The organism is Bradyrhizobium neotropicale, assembly GCF_001641695.1.
GTDB lineage: Bacteria > Pseudomonadota > Alphaproteobacteria > Rhizobiales > Xanthobacteraceae > Bradyrhizobium > Bradyrhizobium neotropicale.
On record NZ_LSEF01000113.1, the window covers coordinates 47,229 to 66,464 of the forward strand.

At 61.9% G+C, this 19,236-nt stretch carries 13 protein-coding genes; 8 read left to right on the forward strand and 5 right to left on the reverse strand.

The window, feature by feature from the left end; genetic code table 11:
• Positions 1-21: 21 nt before the first annotated feature.
• Entirely contained in the window at positions 22-1,011 is a 990-nt protein-coding gene (locus tag AXW67_RS36540; RefSeq protein ID WP_063681800.1) for a glycosyltransferase family 2 protein, read from the forward strand.
• 182 nt (positions 1,012-1,193) lie between these two features.
• Here AXW67_RS36540 and AXW67_RS36545 read toward each other — a convergent pair whose 3' ends face one another.
• From AXW67_RS36545 to AXW67_RS36555, 3 genes are all read right to left on the reverse strand, one after another.
• Positions 1,194-2,216, reverse strand: coding sequence for an NAD-dependent epimerase/dehydratase family protein (locus AXW67_RS36545; RefSeq protein ID WP_063681801.1), 1,023 nt, complete (start codon positions 2,214-2,216; stop codon positions 1,194-1,196).
• Positions 2,213-3,358 (reverse strand): glycosyltransferase family protein, encoded by a 1,146-nt coding sequence (locus tag AXW67_RS36550; RefSeq protein ID WP_063681802.1) that lies wholly within the window; start codon positions 3,356-3,358, stop codon positions 2,213-2,215. Before AXW67_RS36550 ends, AXW67_RS36545 begins: the two co-directional genes overlap by 4 nt.
• A gap of 194 nt (positions 3,359-3,552) precedes the next feature.
• Positions 3,553-5,070, reverse strand: a complete 1,518-nt coding sequence (locus AXW67_RS36555) for a sugar transferase (RefSeq protein WP_161491332.1) — start codon at positions 5,068-5,070, stop codon at positions 3,553-3,555.
• Between the two features lie 477 nt (positions 5,071-5,547).
• Between AXW67_RS36555 and AXW67_RS36560 the strand changes: the two genes are divergently transcribed.
• Positions 5,548-7,344, forward strand: coding sequence for a carbamoyltransferase family protein (locus AXW67_RS36560; protein WP_063681804.1), 1,797 nt, complete (start codon positions 5,548-5,550; stop codon positions 7,342-7,344).
• Positions 7,345-7,383: 39 nt separating this feature from the next.
• Here AXW67_RS36560 and AXW67_RS36565 read toward each other — a convergent pair whose 3' ends face one another.
• Positions 7,384-8,622, reverse strand: a complete 1,239-nt coding sequence (locus AXW67_RS36565) for a glycosyltransferase (RefSeq protein WP_063681805.1) — start codon at positions 8,620-8,622, stop codon at positions 7,384-7,386.
• Positions 8,623-8,662: 40 nt separating this feature from the next.
• Between AXW67_RS36565 and AXW67_RS36570 the strand changes: the two genes are divergently transcribed.
• A complete protein-coding gene (locus AXW67_RS36570) occupies positions 8,663-9,955 on the forward strand; it encodes a thioesterase domain-containing protein (RefSeq protein WP_063681806.1) in 1,293 nt (430 codons plus the stop codon).
• A 187-nt stretch (positions 9,956-10,142) separates the two neighbouring features.
• Here AXW67_RS36570 and AXW67_RS36575 read toward each other — a convergent pair whose 3' ends face one another.
• Positions 10,143-11,795: a substrate-binding domain-containing protein gene (locus tag AXW67_RS36575; RefSeq protein ID WP_063681807.1), complete on the reverse strand. Its 1,653-nt coding sequence runs from the start codon at positions 11,793-11,795 to the stop codon at positions 10,143-10,145.
• 506 nt (positions 11,796-12,301) lie between these two features.
• Between AXW67_RS36575 and AXW67_RS36580 the strand changes: the two genes are divergently transcribed.
• The 5 genes from AXW67_RS36580 (at position 12,302) to AXW67_RS36600 (ending at position 19,196) form a co-directional block, all read left to right on the forward strand.
• Positions 12,302-13,276 carry a peptidylprolyl isomerase gene (locus tag AXW67_RS36580; RefSeq protein WP_245315833.1) on the forward strand — a complete coding sequence of 325 codons (975 nt, stop codon included), beginning with the start codon at positions 12,302-12,304 and terminating at the stop codon, positions 13,274-13,276.
• Positions 13,277-13,386: 110 nt separating this feature from the next.
• A complete protein-coding gene (locus AXW67_RS36585; RefSeq protein ID WP_145928116.1) occupies positions 13,387-14,661 on the forward strand; it encodes a hypothetical protein in 1,275 nt (424 codons plus the stop codon).
• Complete coding sequence (locus AXW67_RS36590) at positions 14,658-16,073, forward strand: hypothetical protein (RefSeq protein ID WP_145928117.1); 1,416 nt, start codon at positions 14,658-14,660, stop codon at positions 16,071-16,073. Before AXW67_RS36585 ends, AXW67_RS36590 begins: the two co-directional genes overlap by 4 nt.
• Before the next feature lie 237 nt (positions 16,074-16,310).
• Positions 16,311-16,940, forward strand: a complete 630-nt coding sequence (locus tag AXW67_RS36595; RefSeq protein WP_063681811.1) for a class I SAM-dependent methyltransferase — start codon at positions 16,311-16,313, stop codon at positions 16,938-16,940.
• A gap of 99 nt (positions 16,941-17,039) precedes the next feature.
• Positions 17,040-19,196, forward strand: coding sequence for a glycosyl hydrolase family 28-related protein (locus AXW67_RS36600; RefSeq protein WP_161491334.1), 2,157 nt, complete (start codon positions 17,040-17,042; stop codon positions 19,194-19,196).
• Positions 19,197-19,236: the final 40 nt, after the last annotated feature.

A 19,236-nucleotide genomic window follows, 5' to 3' on the forward strand; every position in this document is an offset into this window, starting at 1 on the left:
GCCAAGCAGCAAGGGGCCGCGATGACCGAAATCCACGCCATCATCCTGACGCTCGACGAGGAGAAGCACATCGCGCGCTGCATCGAGACCATCCGCGATCACTGCGCGAGCATCCTCGTCGTCGATTCCGGCTCAAAGGACCGCACCCGGGAGATCGCGGCCGGCCTCGGCGCGGAGGTGATCGAAAATCCCTGGATCAACTACGCGACCCAGACCAACAAGGCCATCGCGGCCTGCGCCGGCAAGACCGGCTGGCTGATGCGCATCGATGCCGACGAATATCTCACGCCGGAATCGGCCGCCGGCCTGCATGATCTCCTGGACCGGCAGCCGCGCGAGGTCGGCGGCATCGTCGTCCGCCGCCAGATCGTGTTTCTCGGCCGCCGCATCAAATGGGGCGCGATCGAGCCGAGCTGGCAGCTCAGGCTCTGGCGCGCGGGGCAGGGCTCCTGCGAGCAGCGCTGGATGGATGAGCACATCATCGTCACCGGCAAGGTGGTGCGCTCCACGATCGACCTGGTCGACGAGAACCTCAACTCACTCGACTGGTGGACCAGCAAGCACAATCGCTACGCCTCACGCGAGGTGATCGACATCCTGGCCTCGCGCGGGCTGCTCGGCGAGAACATGGACATCCAGCGCCACAGTGCATCCTGGCAGGCCAAGCTCAAGCGCTTCGTCAAGGAGCGGATCTACGGGAAGCTGCCCGGCGGCGTCCGGCCACTGCTCTTCTTCCTCTACCGCTATGTCGTGCGGCTCGGCTTCCTCGACGGCAAGCAGGGATACTATTTCCACATCCTCCAGGGCTTCTGGTATCGCACCCTGATCGACGCCAAGCTCGACGAGATCATGGCGCTGGCAAAGCGGCGGGGGATTCCAGTGAGCGAGGCGGTCCGGATCGCGACGGGTTTCGACCCGAACGTCGCGGCCCCAGCCCCGGCGCGGCCGCTGCCGCGAATTGTCGCGGCCGAAGGCGAGTGCAGCCGCGCGCGGGCTGCCGCGCACGGTTGACGCGGAGGGCGTCGTCACCTGAATTGAGTGCTCAGCTCTTATGAAGGGCGACGAACGCTTTCGGCCGCGACCTCGCCGTGCGTCGAGCTGCGCCGATCGAACCGTGCATACGCCGACGCAATACCGTGCCGCATCCGCACCGGGGACGCGACACCGCCGATATCAACCCGTTCGCCCGCCTCTTACTCCGCCGCGACGATTTCCGGCTGCCGGATTACGGGCTTCGGCGCGTCCTTGAGACGCTTTGCCTTTTGGACCTGCTGGTCGATCCAGGCATAGGTCTTGGCGAGGCCGTTGGCGAGCGGCTGCGACGGACGCCATCCGAGCTTTTCGAAGATCAGCTTGTTGTTCGAGTTGCGGCCGCGCACGCCGAGCGGTCCGGGGATGTGCCGCGGTGTGATCTTCTTGCCCGCGATCTCGGCAGCGATTGCCGCGAGGCGGTTGATCGAGACCATTTCCTCGGAGCCGATATTCACCGGTCCGGCCCAGTCCGATCGCATGAAGCGGATCGTGCCATCGAGGCATTCGTCGATGTAGAGGAACGAGCGGGTCTGCTCGCCGTCACCCCAGATCTCGATCTCGCCGGGATTGCCGGCCTGTGCGACCTTGCGGCAGATCGCCGCCGGCGCTTTTTCCTTGCCGTCGTTCCAGGCGCCTTCGGGGCCGAAGATGTTGTGATAGCGCGCGACGCGAACCTCGAAACCGTGATTGCGGGCGTAGGCGGCGTAGAGGCGCTCGCTGAACAGCTTCTCCCAGCCGTATTCGCTGTCGGGTGCGGCTGGATAGGCGTCGCTCTCGGCAAGGCCCGCGTTATCGGCATCGAGCTGACGGTATTCCGGGTAGATGCAGGCCGACGACGAGTAGAAGATCCGAAAGCTGTTGCGGCGCCGGCAAGCCTCGAGGATGTTGAGGTTGATCTGCGCCGAATTATGCATCACCGACGCATCATTCTCGCCGGTGAAGATGTAGCCGGCACCGCCCATATCAGCGGCGAGTTGATAGACCTCGTCGAAGCGCGCATCGACGGCCTCGTGGCAAACCGAGAGATCCCTGAGATCGCCGACGATGAAATCGTCGGCCTGGGTCGGGCTGAAGCGCGGATATTTGAGGTCCACACCGCGGACCCAGAAACCTTCCGCCTTCAGGCGCTTGACCAGATGGGACCCAATGAACCCGCCTGCGCCGCAGACCAATGCCTTTTTCATACGCTGCTCCTGACTAATCGAATTTTCTTGGCTGACGATGCGCTCTGCTTCGTGCCCAAATCTTCGAGCAATCGCACGCATCGATTGGTGTCGCCGACATCGACGTGGAAATACGAGCTGGACTTGCGCTTGTCGCAGAGGAGATGGACGTCGGAGTCCGTGGGGCCGATGAAGATCACCGGCAGGTCCGAGTCGACGCAGGCATAGACCTTGGAGGGCAGCACGTAGCCGACGAACGCGTTCTTCAGGGTGATGAGATGAGCGTCCGGCGTCCTGAGCAGGGAGGCGAGCTGATCCAGCGGCACGAGATCGGTGCGAATGTACGGCACCCGAGCTTCGTCAAGCGCTTCGGCTACGGTGGCCGCGCCTTTTCCGATCGCGTTGAGCCAGAGGAGGACCGTTCCCGATCCACTCTTGTGATGCTCGACATAGGCGTCAACGAACGTCGTCGTGTCGTGCGCGATGCCCCAGTTACCCGAGTAAAGCAGGAGAAACTTGCCTTCGGTTTGCGGCGGGCGGGCGAGAGGCGGGGTGTCGGGGCCGATCTCGATCGGGGAGGGATCGCGCTTCAGCACGATGCGGTCCTTGGTCACCCCGATCTCGTTGAGCCGTATCGCCTGGTCGTGTCCGAGCACCTCGAAGGTGTGGACTCGCCGGCGCCACAACAGCGTGAGGGTGAGGACGAGCCTCAGGAACAGGCTGGCACTGCCGCGTTCGGCGATCGCGCACTCGGGATGGAAATCCGTGATGCGATAGATGAGCCGCTTGCGCAGCAGCACGTTCAGCGGCGCAATCCAGTGAAGAAACAAAGGCGGGCTTCCGGTGAAGAGAACCGATTGCGCCTTGCGGATGTAGGGCAGGGCGGCCCGCAGCAGCTTGGTGTTGGTCGTGATCGTCCAGCGAATGCGCGCCGACGTCCTGGCCTTGTCGTAGGCGGGGACCGGCACCTTGACGACCTCGAGCTCACCGCGTTCGAAGCGTTCGACCGAATGGGTTGCTTCGCCCGACGTGAGGCCGACCAGCGTGACGTGAAGGCCGCGGTCGCGCGCAAGATCGCGGGCGAACAGCACGGAGTACTGTCCCACCGCGCCGAAGTCGGGCGGGAGCCAATCGCAGATATAGACGAGCCGGGAGTCGGACATGATGGCGGAAGGCTGCTCAATGATCCGGCGCGATGCCGGAGCGGCCGTGCAACGGCGCCAAGTCGCTACGGTTCAGGACATCATCCGTGGCGCGCGGCTCGCTCGCTAGCATATCGGGACGCTCGGGTAGCATAACATGCGATCCGCAAGTTAGATGATAGTTTGTGTGACGTTATGAGAACAACATGTCGCCTTCACGACACGTGAAGCCTCGCGCCGAGCGCCACCGAAGCGGCGGCGGCCCCGTTCTTTTCGGCTTGCGCTTGCGATTTTTCCAGCTCGCGCCAAGCCTGTGCGATCGCGTCGTTCTCGACTTTCTCGCCGAACAGTATCATCGGGATCGTGCCGATAATGATCTTGATATCCAGCAGGAAGGACATGTTCCTGACGTACCAGACGTCGAGCGCGGCCTTGTCGGTTGGCGAGATTGCTCGCCCGCCCTTGATCTGGGCCCAGCCTGTGAGGCCCGGGCGAACCAGGAGGCGCGCCGAATAATCCGCCGGCTGATCGATCGGAAGCAGCGGTCGCGGCCCCACGAACGACATGCGGCCCATCAGGATGCTGATCAACTGGGGCAGTTCGTCGAGCCGCGTCCGGCGCAGGACATTGCCGATCGAGGAAATGCGCTGCGACTCGAGCCTGCGGCGCCCGTGCGCGTCATGGGCCGCGGCCATGGTGCGGAACTTGAACACCTTGAACGGTTGCGCACCAAGGCCGGGACGCTCTTGCCAGAACAGCACTGGAAATCCGACGTCCATGATCGCGACGAGCGCGACCAGGCCCATGATGGGCGCCAGCATCACCAGGAGCAACGCTGCAAAGACGATATCGAGGAGCCGCTTGACGGTGCGGTAGGGCGAGCCTACCAAACCCTCGCCGCTCCTTGCACTGAATGCATAGGTCTGCGTCCGCGTCTCGGAAGCACTGTCGCTGTGCGCCACCTCCCGGCTCGGACGATCCGATGCGATCTTCTGATCCAGGAATTCGAGCGGAATCGCGTTGGAGGCCTCGAGCGCGAACAGTGCTTCCCGCGCCTGGGTCGACAACTCGCGAAGGGGAACCGCAAGCACGACCCGGGTGATGACGACGCCGTGCACTTCGAGTGTGCGGACAACGTCGGCAACGTCTTCCGGCGTGCCGAGAACACGATGCGACAGTAGGGACAGCCCGCGACGGGCCTGGGAGTCCAGCAGCCCTACGACACGGACGCGGTCGCGGGCATAGCGGGTGATGCTGTGCAAATAGAGTTCAGCCAATTCGTTGAGGCCGACGAGAAGGACGGATTCGGCGGTGGGAACGATTACGTCCTGCTGCCAATCGCGCGGCGAACGTCGCATATGCCACAGCCGGCTCGCGATCCGCGCCCCGATCATCAGGGTGATTGTGATGAGCGCCTGGAGCAGGGGCAGCGCGCGCGGCACCCCTTCGAGCCGGTTGGCAATGAAGGTCAGTACCGCGGCACCGGCGACGATCGCCACGACCGCGGTAACGATGTCACGATAGTTTTGCGGAGAACTGTACCGCCAGACTGCCGTGGTGACGCCCGACAATGGCAGCACGATTGCGGCTGTGGAAATCGTCAGGAGGCCATACGGGATCAGTGCCAAGAGATGATCGCTCGAGAACTCCAGATTCTCGCGGAGGATCGAGGACGCGACCAGCGCGAATGACACCAATGCCAGATCCGCCAGCAAAATGCGCAATGATCTCATGGCAATTACCATCTAATCCCTGATCATTTTCATAAGTATTCACCGCATCTGTCGGCGCTCCAGCGGGCTTGATGCGATTAACGTCGAGTTAACATTGCTATGTGACATCGGGGCGACATCACAACATCAGTTGGACAGAGTTCCACGTGACTTGCGCGGTCGTTCCAGGCCGCGGCGACGCTGCTGCAAGCAGGCCAGGCCTCGATTTACGAAACTGTCGATGTTGCGAGGCGCAGTGGCGCGAGCGATCGGTGCTCAATGGCATCGTGATGTGATTGCGATGTTCTCACGTCATCTTAACATAATATGACGTGGTGTATCCCGTGACGGCGTTGCTGGGGGCGAAGCGTGCCGTACAGGCAGGTTATGGGTCTGGCGACCGTGAGGTGCGTGCTTGAGGCTCGCGCATGACGTTCCGCGTAACACACGCGCCGACGCAGCAAGCCGCGGCGGGCGTTAGAGGAGACGGGTGGGCATATGACCGCGATCCTGGGGCTGAATTTCAATCACGCCGACGCGTCGGCTGCGCTGATCCTGGACGGCAAGGTCGTTGCGGCTGTCGCCGAAGAACGCTTTGGACGTCGCGTCAAGCATGATCCGACCTTCCCGGAGCAAGCGATAAGGTCGGTCCTCGCGATCGGTGGCGTGAGCGTCAAGGACATTGATTTCATCGCGGTCCCCCGCGACACGCAGCAAAACCGATTGAGCAAGGCCCTGTACGTCCTGCAAAACCCATGGCACGGGGCGCAGGCGGCGATGGAGCATCTGCGCCGCGCCAATGCCGAGAAGGGAACCGCGGACCGGGTCGCGGAAGCGTGTGGCGAGGCGCCTGGCGCGCTCCGGGCCAAGGTCGTCAACGTAGAGCATCATATCGCGCACATCGCGAGCGCCTATTATTGCTCGCCGTTCGAGGGCGTTACGGCCGGCTTCTCGTACGACGCCAGCGGCGATTTCGTGAGCGCGATGGCCGCGCGATGCGAGGGCAGCCGCATCGAGGTCCTCGATCGTGTTTCGTTGCCGAACAGCCTCGGGTTTTTCTACACGGCCTGCTGTCAGTACATCGGCTTCGACGGATTCGGCGAGGAATACAAGGTCATGGGTCTCGCCCCGTATGGGGAGAACACCTACGCGGAGTTCATGCGCGAACTGGTGATCTCGCCCGACGACGGCTGGTTCCAACTCGCTCCCGGATGGTTCGGAATGCATTCGGGCGGTGTCAGCGGCGGAATGGATGACCGCAACGCGATCGAGATGGGTCTGCACTACACCGACAAATGGATCGAAAAGCTCGGCGCCCCGCGCAAGCGCGGCGAACCGCTGACGCAACGGGAGCACGACATCGCTCGCTCATGCCAGGTGCGGTTCGAGGATGTCGCGATGGATTGCTTCCAGAAGCTTCACGATCGGGTTCGCAGCAATCAGATCGCCTACGCTGGCGGATGTGCGCTCAACGGCGTGGCGAATGCGCGGCTGTTGCGCGATACCCCGTTCGAGAACGTCTATCTTCAGCCGGCAGCTTCGGACGACGGCCTGTGCATCGGGGCGGCCATGTGGGCCTGGCACAATGTCGCGGGCAGGTCGGAGCGCTTCTACATGAAGCACGCCTATTGGGGTCCGGAATATCCGGACAGCGTGATACGGAGGGCGGCGGAAACTTCCGGCTTTCCGGTTCATCAGGTGTCACGCGCCGAGGTCCCGGAGGCGGCGGCCCGACTGATCCGAGCGGGCCTCGTGATCGGATGGTATCAAGGCCGATCGGAGTGGGGGCCGCGCGCACTGGGCAATCGTTCGATCCTCGGCGATCCGACGCGGGCCGACGTCAAGGATCTCATCAACGCCAAGATCAAGCGCCGCGAACTGTTCCGCCCGTTCGCACCGACCATCGTGCGGCACGAGGTCGGGAAGTATTTCGAACAGGACGTCTTCAGCCCGTTCATGATGCATGTGGTAAAGGTTCGTCCCGAATGGCGTGAACAACTTCCGGGCATCACCCATGTCGACGGCACCGGTCGGCTCCAGAGCATCGAGCGTGAGACGAACCCGTTGTATTTCGACCTGATCGAGGCGTTCGGACGCCAGTCCGGAATCCCGATCGTTCTCAACACCAGCTTCAACGAGAACGAGCCGATCGTCGATACGCCGGAGCAGGCCGTGAATTGCTTCGTGCGGACCGGTCTCGACGCGCTTTGCCTCGGCAACTACATCGTCGCCAAGCCCGAGCACGAAGCGCTGGTGCGCGAGGTGTGCGGGCTGGAAGAGGCCGCGGCGGGGTGAGAATGTCATTCGCTGCGCCGAGGCGCGCCAGCCTTTCAGCTATGAGATCGCTCTGGCAGCGATCTCCGGTGTCCGATTGTGGGCCGTCGCGATCTCGGAGAGCACGCGGCCAAGCTGCTTGGCCGGGATACTGATCTCGAAGCGTCGCAAGAAGCACTCGCGGGCGGCCTGGCCCATCGCGCTCTTCTCTGACTGAGGCAGCGACACGAAGCGCGCCAACATGTCGCTGACGCCGGCGGCATCATCCGTCGAGACCAGTCCGGCGGCATCCGACGTGACCTCGCGCCAGATGTTGACCTTGTCGGTGATCAGGACCGGCTTGCCGGCTGCAAGCGTCTCCGCAACCGCGACGCCAAAGTTCTCCTGATGTGATGGCAGAACGAAAGCATCGCAGGCGCGCAAGGCGCCCCATTTGACATCGCCGAACACCGCGCCGGGCCAATGGATACGACGTTCGATGCCGGCCGCGCGTGCCTGGGCCTCGAGCTGGCGCCGCCATCCGACCTGGTCCGGGCCCGCGATGACGAGATCAAGTTCGGGGTTCTCGGCAGCGATCCCTGAGAACGCGGTAACCAGCAGGTCGCAGCCCTTCTTGGGATGGATGCGGCCGAGAAACAGCAGGAACGTCCGGTCGCCGAGGGCAGGCAAGGATTTGCGGAAGGCGCTGATCTGCTGCTCGCAATCACCCTGGATGTCCGCAGTCCCATAGCCGGCAATTCGCTCGCGGACGCGATACGGCCGAAACGTGTTGCGGGCGCGGATCATTTCGTCTTCGGTGGTGAACAGCACGGCGTTTGCATTCTTCAACAGCGGGCCCTCAGAGAACGCCCACAGCGCCTGCTTCATCGCATGCTTCAAGCCCCCCCGAGCCCATGGATCCAGCATGCCATGGGCAAACACGACGTAGGGAATGCCGGATCGTGGCAGGACCTGCCGCGCTCCGAGCGTTGAATAATTCCAGAGACCGTTGACCACCACGATGTCATGGTCGCTGACGTGCGATCTGAGCCACGGCACGAATTTGGGCGCGTAACCGTAGTGGGTCCACAGCCAGTTCAACGGGCCGGATGGACGGCTCAGCATACCGCTCCCGACTGCGAAGGTCGGCACCGGACATTCGCGGACCCAGGGGTCGTCCGGGTCGTCGAGACTGACGATATGCGTGTCCATTCCGAACGCGCGCCGGGCCTCCGCCTGGCGCAGCAGGCCCTCGATGGCCCCGCCACCGCGTGGATCGACCGATGCTATGATCTCAAGAACGCGTAATGATGGTTTCATTGCTGGCTTCACATCCGCATATGATCAATACGATATATCAATGGGTGGCGATACCAAATTGATCGTGGCCGCATCAAGGATCGTGCTGGATGACGCTGGCCGCACGGCTGGACATCAGACTGTCAAGGAGGGCTGCCATCACGGTGCGCTGGCGACGCTTGCGGGGGCTCGCCGGAAGCATCGCGGCAAACGGCAGGGCCGCGCAAGCCGGGAAGATCGCTGGGCCGTTTGCCGGCAAAGGGATGCGATGATGAGCGACGCAATGACACCCAACGCACGAGTCGGGTCTGCGCCGATAGAGCAATCACTTTCCGTCCAGGAAACGGTCCTCGCGATCTGGCAGCGCACGACGGGCCCGAAGGGACAGCAGGCGAATGCAGATCTTCGCCACATGGGGATCGGCGTCAGGCGGGTGGTTCGCTTGCTGGATGAGATTGAATGGTCGCTGGGCAAGAGGATTCCGATCGGTACCGCGTTGAGGCTGGGCACGCCGGAGGCCATCGCGGAAGCCATCGCGACGGATCGATGGCCCGAGCCTTCGCCGTTGCTGCTGCTGAAGGATGGCGACGATCGTCCGCCGCTCTATCTGATTGCCGGTGTTCGCGGGACCCTGTTTGAAGTCGTGGCGCTGGCGCGAGCGTCATCATTCCCGGGCAAAATTTGGGGATTTCAGCCGCCCGGCTTCGAAGGCGACACACCGCGTTTCGAATCCATTGAGGCGACCGCGGCCTGGTTTCTCAAGCATCTCGGCGGGGATCATGCCGAGCCGGTCAATCTCGTTGGATACTCGATGGGTGGTGAGATCGCGATCGAGATGGCGAGGGCTCTGCGCTTGGACAATCGAAAGCTGGGATTGATCGGCCTCATCGACACCAACGTCGTGGAAAGGCATTGGTCGTTGACGACGCGGTTGCGATACATGGCCCGGCGTTCGCAGTTGCGCGTGTGGGGACTGTTTGAGGCTCCATCGGGGCAGCGCCTGGAGACCTTGCTCAATCTCGTGCGCCCGCTGATCCGTCGCCTGATAGGTCAGTTCACCTATGATGCCGAATTCACGCGCTATTACGAATCCTCACTCGACGAGAGGATCAAGGTCGTCAAGGACCTCGCGCTCGTGGCCTACGAACGGTACGTGCCGCTCGTGGTCGATTTTCCCGTCGTCCTGTTCAAGTCGTGGGAGTCGGCGAAACGCGATCTCGTCGATCCCGTCGAAACATGGCAACCGAAGGTTCCGGAGCTCGAAGTGGTCGAAGTCGACGGGACCCATGCCAACATGATTTTCCCTCCTTTCGTGCACGAGCTGGCAGCCGAGATTTCCATCCGCCTGTCATAGGGCGCTATCCCGTCAGGAATTCGCCAATCCGAGCCTGCGAGCGCGCAGGCATCGAGTGGCTTCGCTCGGCGAATGGATGGCCTTATCTTGGCCGATTGAGGCGACGCATTTCTCAAAGGGGAGTAAAAAGAATGCACCCGGCGGAGCCGGGTGCACATGCGTCGTTTGACGAGCCTTGAGCGGAAGATCAGGCGCCCTGCTTGCTCGCGCAGAACGTGTTGCCCGGATCGCCGGCATTACCCATGACCGAGGGGCCGCCCGTGATGAGCGGGATGATCGGGTCGCGCCAGGCGTTCGGGATCGACGCGAAGCCCTGCGAGTTGAGGATCGCAGCGGCGGTCGAGTCGTAGTAGTGGAAGGTCAGGTAGTTCATCATGTTCTGGAACGTGCCGAGACCGAGGCCCGAGTCGCGGGTCTGGCTGTAGCACTGATAGAAGTCCAGCCAAGTGAAGCCAGCGATCGGATACGAATTCGGCGTGGCCGGATTCGGAACCTGAGACTGCGAGCTCCAGTTCAGCGGGTTAGCGATCGCGTTGGCGTCCGGCAGGATCGGGCTGACGGCAGCCATCGAGTTCTTGATGCGGGTCGGCGAGGGCCACTGGAACGCGCCCGTCGCGTTGTCCACGTCGTACTGCGACTGAACGTTGGCGACCTTCATGCCGACCGAGAGGACCGGCTGCGCGAAGTCGGTGGTGGAGTAGCCGATCGCACCGTTGGTGCTCTCGATCGCGCTCTTGACGCCGCCATTGGTGCTGGCAGCAACGAATGTGCCGCCGCCCGGGTTGTTGTTGAGCGGCTGCGCCGGCGAGCAGGTATCGTTGGTGTTATCCGGCCAGTTGGTCAGGTTGCTCGCGCGATAGAGAGCGTCGGGGCAAGCCGCGTTGGTGCGGTCGCTGAACCGGAACTCCCACGAGCGAGTGGTCGGAGAAGCGCTGAGCGCATCGGTCGTGTTGTTCGGACCGGTGACGCCCTGGCACTGACGATACAGAGCATTGGTGAAGAGGAAGTTGGTGCCGCTGCCGTCGGCGCGGTGGATGACCTTGATCGCGCCGTTGCCGAGAGCAACGTTGTTGTTGGACTTCTTCAGCTCGGGGTCGTTCCAGGCGGTGATGTGGCCGGTGAAGATGCCGCACAGCGCCTTGCGGGTCAGGTTCAGACCGGAGTAGTTGCCCGGATAGCCGAACGTGGCCTTGTCGGCGGTTGCACCAGTGGGAGCCGCGTTCTGGATGTTGAGCGGCGTACCGTTGCCGTCATTGCCGTTGAACGCGATCACGACCGCGCCAGCCAGAGCCGGCATCTGGATGATGTTGCCATACTTGGCCTGGTTGCCCGAAGCAACGTAGTTCGCCGCGTCGGTCGAATTCCAGACGTCGTCGCTGCCGACGAACTGCACGGACGGATAGCCGTACTTGTCGGTCCAGCCGGGAATCCAGCCGGAGACGTATGGCAGTGCAACGGCGGGCGCGTTACCGAAGCCGGTCGAGTTGGAAGAGCCGTCATGGGCAATGAGCGCGCGCTTGCCGCCGCCCGAGCCAACCGGAACGTAGAGGATCTGCATGAACAGGCCGCTCGAGTCGCCGCTCGCGCTCGGGCAGGACGGAGAGATCGGATACGCGGGCTGGAACGTGCCAGCGGGAGTGGTGCCGATGGCGGGATAGGGCCAGGTCGGGCCGTTGGGATTGCCGTCGACTTGGACCGAGTGGCAGTCGAAGAGATAACGATACACCGGTGCAGGGAACGACGCACCTCCCGCGTAAACCAGCTGAGCTTCAGCCGGCGCAGCCAGGCCGCAAGTGCCGATGGCAGCCGTGGCCAGCAAATACGCTTTCCAGTTTCTCATTAGAGACTCCTGTTCAATTTCTAAACACCCGACCTTCTCCCCCAGCGGGCATCGTATCGGGCGCGGCGGACCCTAGTCAGGCTTTGTTATGATTTAACGTTACATTTGTGAAGTGAGTAACATGATTTAATGATGTGCGCGCCGCGCATCGTTTTCGCTGGCGGGGGGCGCCGCTGTGAAAATTTCGCGATGACCTTGAAGGCGAAATAGCGCTGCGTTTGTCTTGTTTTTCTGCGCATCGCGCAGCGATTCGTCTCGCGTGGTGCCGTGGTCGCAACATCCGATTCTCAGGTCGCGCGGGCGACATCATTCATGGATGAATAACATAATGGGGGTGATGGTCACAAATCATTCTTCTCTACATTATATTAGCGTCAGGCTTGAATCATTACAGACGCATCCTGGTCATGCCGAGCGGCACGACCGGTTGCAGTTGCAGGGGCATCGCGTTCTCGCGTCGCTGCCGCGCAGCCTACGATGATGCATTTCGAAATCTGATCGAGGGTATGATGGTTCTCTATCGTGGTCGCCGCCAGCAATCGTCTGGCGTGTATTCTCGAATGGTGGTGGGCTTCGCAGTCGCTACGAGCCTTTGGGCCGCGAGCGGACCGGGCTACGCACAGTCAAGCGACACGGTCCTCGCCAAGGTCAGCGACCTGGTCGTTGCCAGGGTTGACGGCATGGTGATCGACGGCCGCGACTATGAATTGGCGCAGCAGATGTTCGTGCATGACCTGAAGGGATTGGATGAAAAGGCGCGTCACGACTTCCTCGTCCAATACCTCATCGACGTCGCGCTGATGTCGAGGGACGCGCAGAAGAAGGATCTCAAGATCGACGAGGCCGCCCTGCAGCGCAACGTCGAGTTCCTGCGCAAGAAGGCGCTGATGGAAAGCTGGCTGGGTGACGTCGCGCGTTCCGCGGTTACGGCAGATACGGTTCGCGCGGCATATGATCAGGCGGTCAAGGATGCGGCCGAGCCTCAGATCCGTATGCGGACCATGCTGTTCAAGGTCGATGCTGCCAACGATGAAAAGGCGGTCAAGACCGCAGAGGATCGCGCCAATGAGGCGGTCGCCCGTATCAAGAAGGGCGAGGAATTCACCAAGGTCGCCGAGGACATGACGGGAACGTCTTTGCCCGCCACGCTCAAGGAGGCGGGCTACATGGGCCGGCAGCAGATGAAACCGGAAATCGCGAAGGTCGCGTTCGCGACCGAGGTCGGAAGCACGGCAGCTCCAATCCGCACCGAGCAGGGTTGGGAGGTTGTCAAGGTCGAGGACAAGCAGACGCGAAAGCCGCTGGAGTTTGACGTCGTGCGGGACAAATTCGGAATGGTTGTCGCGCGGAAAGCTCAGCTCGTGGCTATGGAGAAGCTGCGGTCGGAAGCGAAAATCGAGCGGCTGGATATCCCCGAGCAGCCGCAGGATCAGGCCGCCAAGGCGACGAATGAAGGTGCCAAGGTGAAGGCGCCGAACTGACCCCGCATACTGCGATCGCGCCGTTTAGCGGTGGAAGAGGGACGATCGGCCCTGCGCGGTCGGCCGTTGTGGTCGATCGTTCCATGAGGATGCGGGAACAGGAATTGCCAGTGAAGGCACGGTTGTCGTCGGCCGCCAATATCGGTCTCCTGTTCGGCGGATACGGCTTCGGACAGGGAGCTGTATTTCTCGCTCAGACCTGGTTGATTGCCGCCGGCGAGTATCGCTTGCTCGCCGCCTTCGGGACCCATTTTCTGTTTGCCGTCCTGGGCAGCCTCGTGGTCGATGCGGGTTCAAACACCACGCTGGCGCGCCACGCAGCGTCTTCCTCTCGCGAGACGGGTGTTCAGGAGCTATCGAGAGCATTTTGGGACACGACCGTGTTTCGAGTGTTGCTGGCGATGACCCTGATCGTCGCGGCGGGCATCTATGCGCTTGCCTTCGCTCCGGATGGATTTTCCAGCAGCTATGCGCTGTTTGCTGCGCCCGGCTTGCTTGTCGTCGCCTGCAACGCAGCCGGACTGCTGGACGGATTCAAGCTCAGCGGTCTCAGCGGGATGAGCGCGGCGTTCCCTTATGCGAGTTCCGCGCTCATTCTGGTCGCTGTCGCAAGACACGCCTCGCCCGAAGCCGCGGGCGCGGCTCTCGGCGCGGCATTTTCGGCGGGATCCTTGCTGATGGTTGCGATGCAGTGGATTGCGCTCGGCAAACTCGGCTGGCGGCTGCATGCGCACACACCGACGTTGCGCGGCCTGCGAAGGGCGGCGCGGGAAGGGGGAGCCATGCTCTGTGTCCACTTGCCGGCCCAACTCTACGGGCGCGCGCAGTTGGTCATGAGCGCGACCTGGTTCGGCGCCGAGACGACTGCGCTTTTTCTCTACGCCAAGCAGATCGTCACGGGAGTGCTTCAGGTCATCGCGTTCGTGCAGCGGGTCGAATTCCCCACCTTGGTTGCATCCATGTCCGGTCATAACGCAAATCCGTTGGGGACGGTTTTTCGCGTTCAGAAGCTGGTGGCGGCCTCCGGGTTGACCTTCTCTGCGGCGGTGGCGGCGGCGGGACTGGTCGCCGCACAATTTCCGGAGAGCCGGTTCAGCGCCGTCGCGCCACTGCTCAGCGCGTTTTCGCCCGCCATTCTGACGGTCACTGCGGTGATCATGATGATGCAGGGGCTGGCCGCAACCGGAGCTTATGAGGGTCTTGCTCTGGACATCACAATCTTTCACGTGGTCGGGGTTGTGACCAGCTACGTCTTGCTGAGCAGGTCGGGCGTATATGCTTTCATCGTAGCCGACATCTTGTCGACGCTGCTTGGCATCCTGCTGCTCGCGCTGCGGCTGGGCAGGTCGAGGCCACAGATCGCGGCGATGGGACAGCAACCGTGATTGCTGCAGTCAATACCGGACTGCGCGGCCTCCCCGAGCGGCCTACGGTCCTGCGAAGGCATCGGCTCTTTGCCTCCGCCATGCTCATGAGACTGGCCTTCTTCGTCGGCTACTACGCCTTGAACGCGCTGTTCGCGGCCGACAAATTCGTAGTTGCGCTGACGTTTCCGTCCTTCCTGATCTGCTGCTACAACGTCTCGCGAATTGCAGGAGCCTACACGACCGTCGAGGACATGCTTTGGCTGCTGATGTTCGTGTTTTTCGTCATCGCTCCGTGTCAAACCCTCAGCTTCGGGCATTTCGAGAATGACGGACCGGTCAGCGGGTTCTTCTTCACCAACGGCGAGATCGCGACGGCGTTCGTCATCATCTTCCTGTTCCTCCTGACTGCTACTGTCACGAGCGCTCTGGTCGGGCGGCTCGTGCCGGCGTCGCAGCCCGTGCGGTATCGCCTGAAAGACAACGTGCTGCCAGTGCTGCTTGTGCTCAGCGTGGTTGGTTTCGCCGTGTTCGTCGTTGGTCAGGGTGGCTTCGGGAACGTCCTTGCGGATCGATACTCCAAGGAACTGTCCGACGACGGCGCGATGGGAACTGCAGGAGCCTCCGCGCTCGCGCTGCTGATGGTGGCCTGTCTCCTTATCTCCGTCCATGCGAAGTACATGCCTTATCGGCAAAAGGCCGCCCCGGCGGTCGTCGCCGTTTCGACCTGTGTCGCGCTTGCGTTGCTCTTTGTTGCCCAGAATCCCTACAATACGGCGCGGTTCTATTTCCTGATCGCCTGGCTGCCGATCGCGCTGGTTTTCATCTCCGGGAAACTTGGCATCAAGACATTCTATTTGGGCGTGCTGATCGGCCTCGTAGTCCTCATGCCGATGCTCAATCTCACGTCCAGGTCCGGCGCCTCGCTGGCCGAGGCCATCGAAGCCGTCGACTTCGCCGGCGTCCTCACGATCCCCGGGCTCGATGTGCTCGACATGCTCGTGTACGAGGTGCGGTATCTTGAGTTGTCGGACTTTTTTTGGGGGGGAAAGACGCTGGGTCTGATGTTGTTCTTCGTGCCGCGCAGTCTCTGGCCGGGAAAGGAGACGGTTCTGGCCGGCGACATGGGAGTTGTGCTGGCCGACCTCGGGACGGCAGGAACGCCCAATTTGTCAGGCTTCGTGGCGGGCGACTTCTACGCCGACCTCGGCATGATCGGCGTTGTCATTGGTGCGGTCATGGTATCGTTCCTGCTCACATTTTTCGGGACCAAGCGAGCGATCCTGGTACACGGGCTGGATCTGCGCGCGTTCATTTTCATGGCCTCGGCGCCCATTCTCGTCCGCGGTTCGCTGGGCGCCGTGATTGGGCTGACTTTCGTCGAGATGGTTATCTTGGCGGTATTGACCCGCGTCCTGTGCCGACGGTCGTGAGAGAGCGCGACGGGACACGCAACGATAGTCTCCTGATAGGTTATGCTCGGGCTCGAGAAACGCGGAAGAATGTCTCTTCAATAACATAACTTACGTGAAGGGACTGTATAAGACCTGCTGAGATGCTATGATTTCGCGGCGACGTCCCTGGCTACGTCTATTGAGCGTACCGCAGGCGATCCTCGCCGATCGTTCTGCTGAGTGACTGCGTGGCCGCGCAACGGCTAGGAGACGCGTATGGAACAGCTCGAATCGATCTCTGGATATACCTTTGACGATGCGGAGCTGAACGGATCGCACGACATTCTGTTGCCGTGCCTGCTTGCCGTCCTCGAAGAGCGCGGCAGTGGGAAGGGGACCCGCGTCATGGATCTCGGATGCGGCAACGGAGCGGTCACCGAGTTGTTGCACCGCCGCGGTCATTCGGTGGTCGGCGTCGATCCCTCCGAGTCCGGCATCCGGTACGCACGCGAAAAATATCCGCATCTTCAGATCGACCGCGGCTCGGCCTACGAGCCCATCTCCGAAAAATACGGGCAGTTCGACTTCGTCGTCAGCCTTGAAGTCGTCGAGCACCTCTACAATCCGCGCAAGTACGCTGCCACCGTTCACGGTCTGCTCAAGCCGGGCGGTACCGCGATCATCAGCACGCCGTATCACGGATATTGGAAAAACCTGACGATGGCCGTTACGGGCAGGCTCGACCACCATTTTACGGCCCTATGGGATCACGGGCATATCAAGTTCTGGTCGTACAAGACTCTTCGCTTGCTTCTCGAAGAAGCTGGTCTCCGCGACATCCAGTTCCATCGTGTCGGACGAATTCCTCCACTGGCCAAATCGATGCTCGCTGTTGCCCGGAAATAGAACTCGGCGGGTCATTTTGAGCGCGTCGTCACGGACGTCGCAAGCCGGTACCGGGGGCACAATTGCATGTTTCGATCGGTCTGCATCGCACTCGCACTGATGGTGCTCACGGTCGCGGGCGCAGCCGCGCAGCCGCAGATGTTCTGGTACAGCGATCCCGTTGGTCCAGATGAGTCAGTTATCGTCACCGGCTCACAACTTGATGCAGTCACAGCGATTAGCGTCAGCCGAGTTCCAGACGGTGCGTCAGGGCAGGCAGCCGCCGCGCGATCCGTGGAGTTGATCCAGCAGGACGCGCAATCCATGAAGTTTGTCGTTCCAAAGGAATTTGCCCCTGGAATTTACCGCTTCACGTTGACTCATCCGCAAGGCGAGGTCTCTGCCAGCCTCAACAGGCCGACCGTCTATTGGGTGCAGGCGAGCCTCGGCGACACGGTGTCGCCGGGCGGAACGGTGCGCGTCTTCGGACGCAATATCGTGCGGCAGCCAGATCGGGCGAAGCTCGTTCTGCTTCCGGAACGCGCGGGCCCGCCGATCACGTTGACCCCCGGCGGAGGGAATCTCTGGCATGCCAGTTTTCGTCTGCCGGACACGGTCGCGCCAGGTGACTACCGTTTGCGGCTCTCGAACGGCGACGGCACCGAAGATGATTTCGTCGATGCAGAACGCATTCACGTCGTTCCTGCCGTCGCGGAGACGCGTACAAGTTTCAACGTCCGCGAATATGGTGCATTCGGCGACGGCATCATAAACGCGTCGCGGTCGGTCAAAGCGGCGATCAGTGCGGCCCAGCAGAGCGGCGGCGGCATCGTCTACTTTCCGCGAGGGCGGTATTTGATTTCGGGCCCGCTCATGATCCCACCGAATGTGACCCTCAAGGGCGAGCGTACAGATCTCGTCAATCTGGTCTGGTCGGACGTGGAGGATCCACCGGAAGCGCTGATCGCCGGTACGTCGCACTTCGCCATCGAAGATCTGACAATCTACGCCTCCAGGCATGGTCATGTCGTGGTTGGCGGCTTTCTGAACGGTGTGCCGATCCCGAGCGCCTCCGAAATCGCCCTCCGTCGCGTGCGCATTCGCGCCTCGGCCTTTCGCGGCCACATGTCTCCCGAGCAGACCTATCAGCGGATGCTGAAGATCGACCAGCGATATGGTCAGTTTCTGGATACGATCCGTCTGAGCGGCGACAAGTTGACAGTGACTGATTGCGATGTCGTTGGATCGGGCCGATCGCTCCATTTGCTCAAGGCGAGCAACACCGTCGTTTCCGGGAATGTTCTCAACAACGGTCGGTTCGGATGGTACTCGTTCACTGGCGCAAATCGCATCATATTCGAAAATAACACCGTCACGGCGGCGGATCTTCAAGGCACCGGTGGATCGATCAATACTCTTGCGCCCGATGTCACCGGTTCGGAAAATGTGTTCTTCGCCAACAATGTTTTCAAGGCGATATACGGCTGGGATCGTGAAGCGGTGTCGAGTGACGGAGGCGGCGGCTTCTATTTCGGCCCCGCCTTGAGCGTCACACCGGACCGGCTATCGCTGCCTGGGCCGGCGAACGAGCGCGTGATCGCGACGACCTGGGCGGGGGCCGTCGTCATGGTCGCGGACGGGCGGGGAGCCGGTCAATTCGCGCGCGTCGCCCGGTTCGATCCGGCCGGCAACGATAAGCCGATGTCGGTTGCGCTCGACCGCAAGCTGGCGGTCGAACTCGATGCGACGTCGGTCGTCACCGTGGTCCAGATGCATCAGAACTATCTGATCGTCGACAACACGTTCGAAGACGTCGGTGTTGCCGCGCAATTCTACGGCACCGGCTTGAATCACGTGCTTGCCGACAACGTCGCCACGAGGACCGGAGGTTTTTTCGCGCGCGCCTTGATCTATCACCATTTTCAGCCGAGCTGGCAGGTCCAGATCCTCAACAATCGCATTACCGAGGGCAACGCGTACCAGGCCGGTCCTGATCGCACGATTGCGTCCGGCGAAGCCCTGATCGCAGTTCAGGCCGTACGACCGCCGGGCATGCTGAAGCAACCACCTCTTGTCCGTGCCGTGATCGTGCGCGGCAACCGGATGGAGAACGACTCTCATATCGAGGTCACCGGTGTAACGCCGGTCTTTCCGGGCGTGCGTGACGTTGTCGTGGAGAACAATGTCATAGGAGCGTCGCGCGTAGGCCTGGTCATCGACCGTGGCGTGCTGCTGGCGACCGAGCGGCGCAACAAGATCAATCTCATCGAGCGGTAGTTCTTCAGCATGCCGATCCGGCGCCAATCTGCGGTGAGAG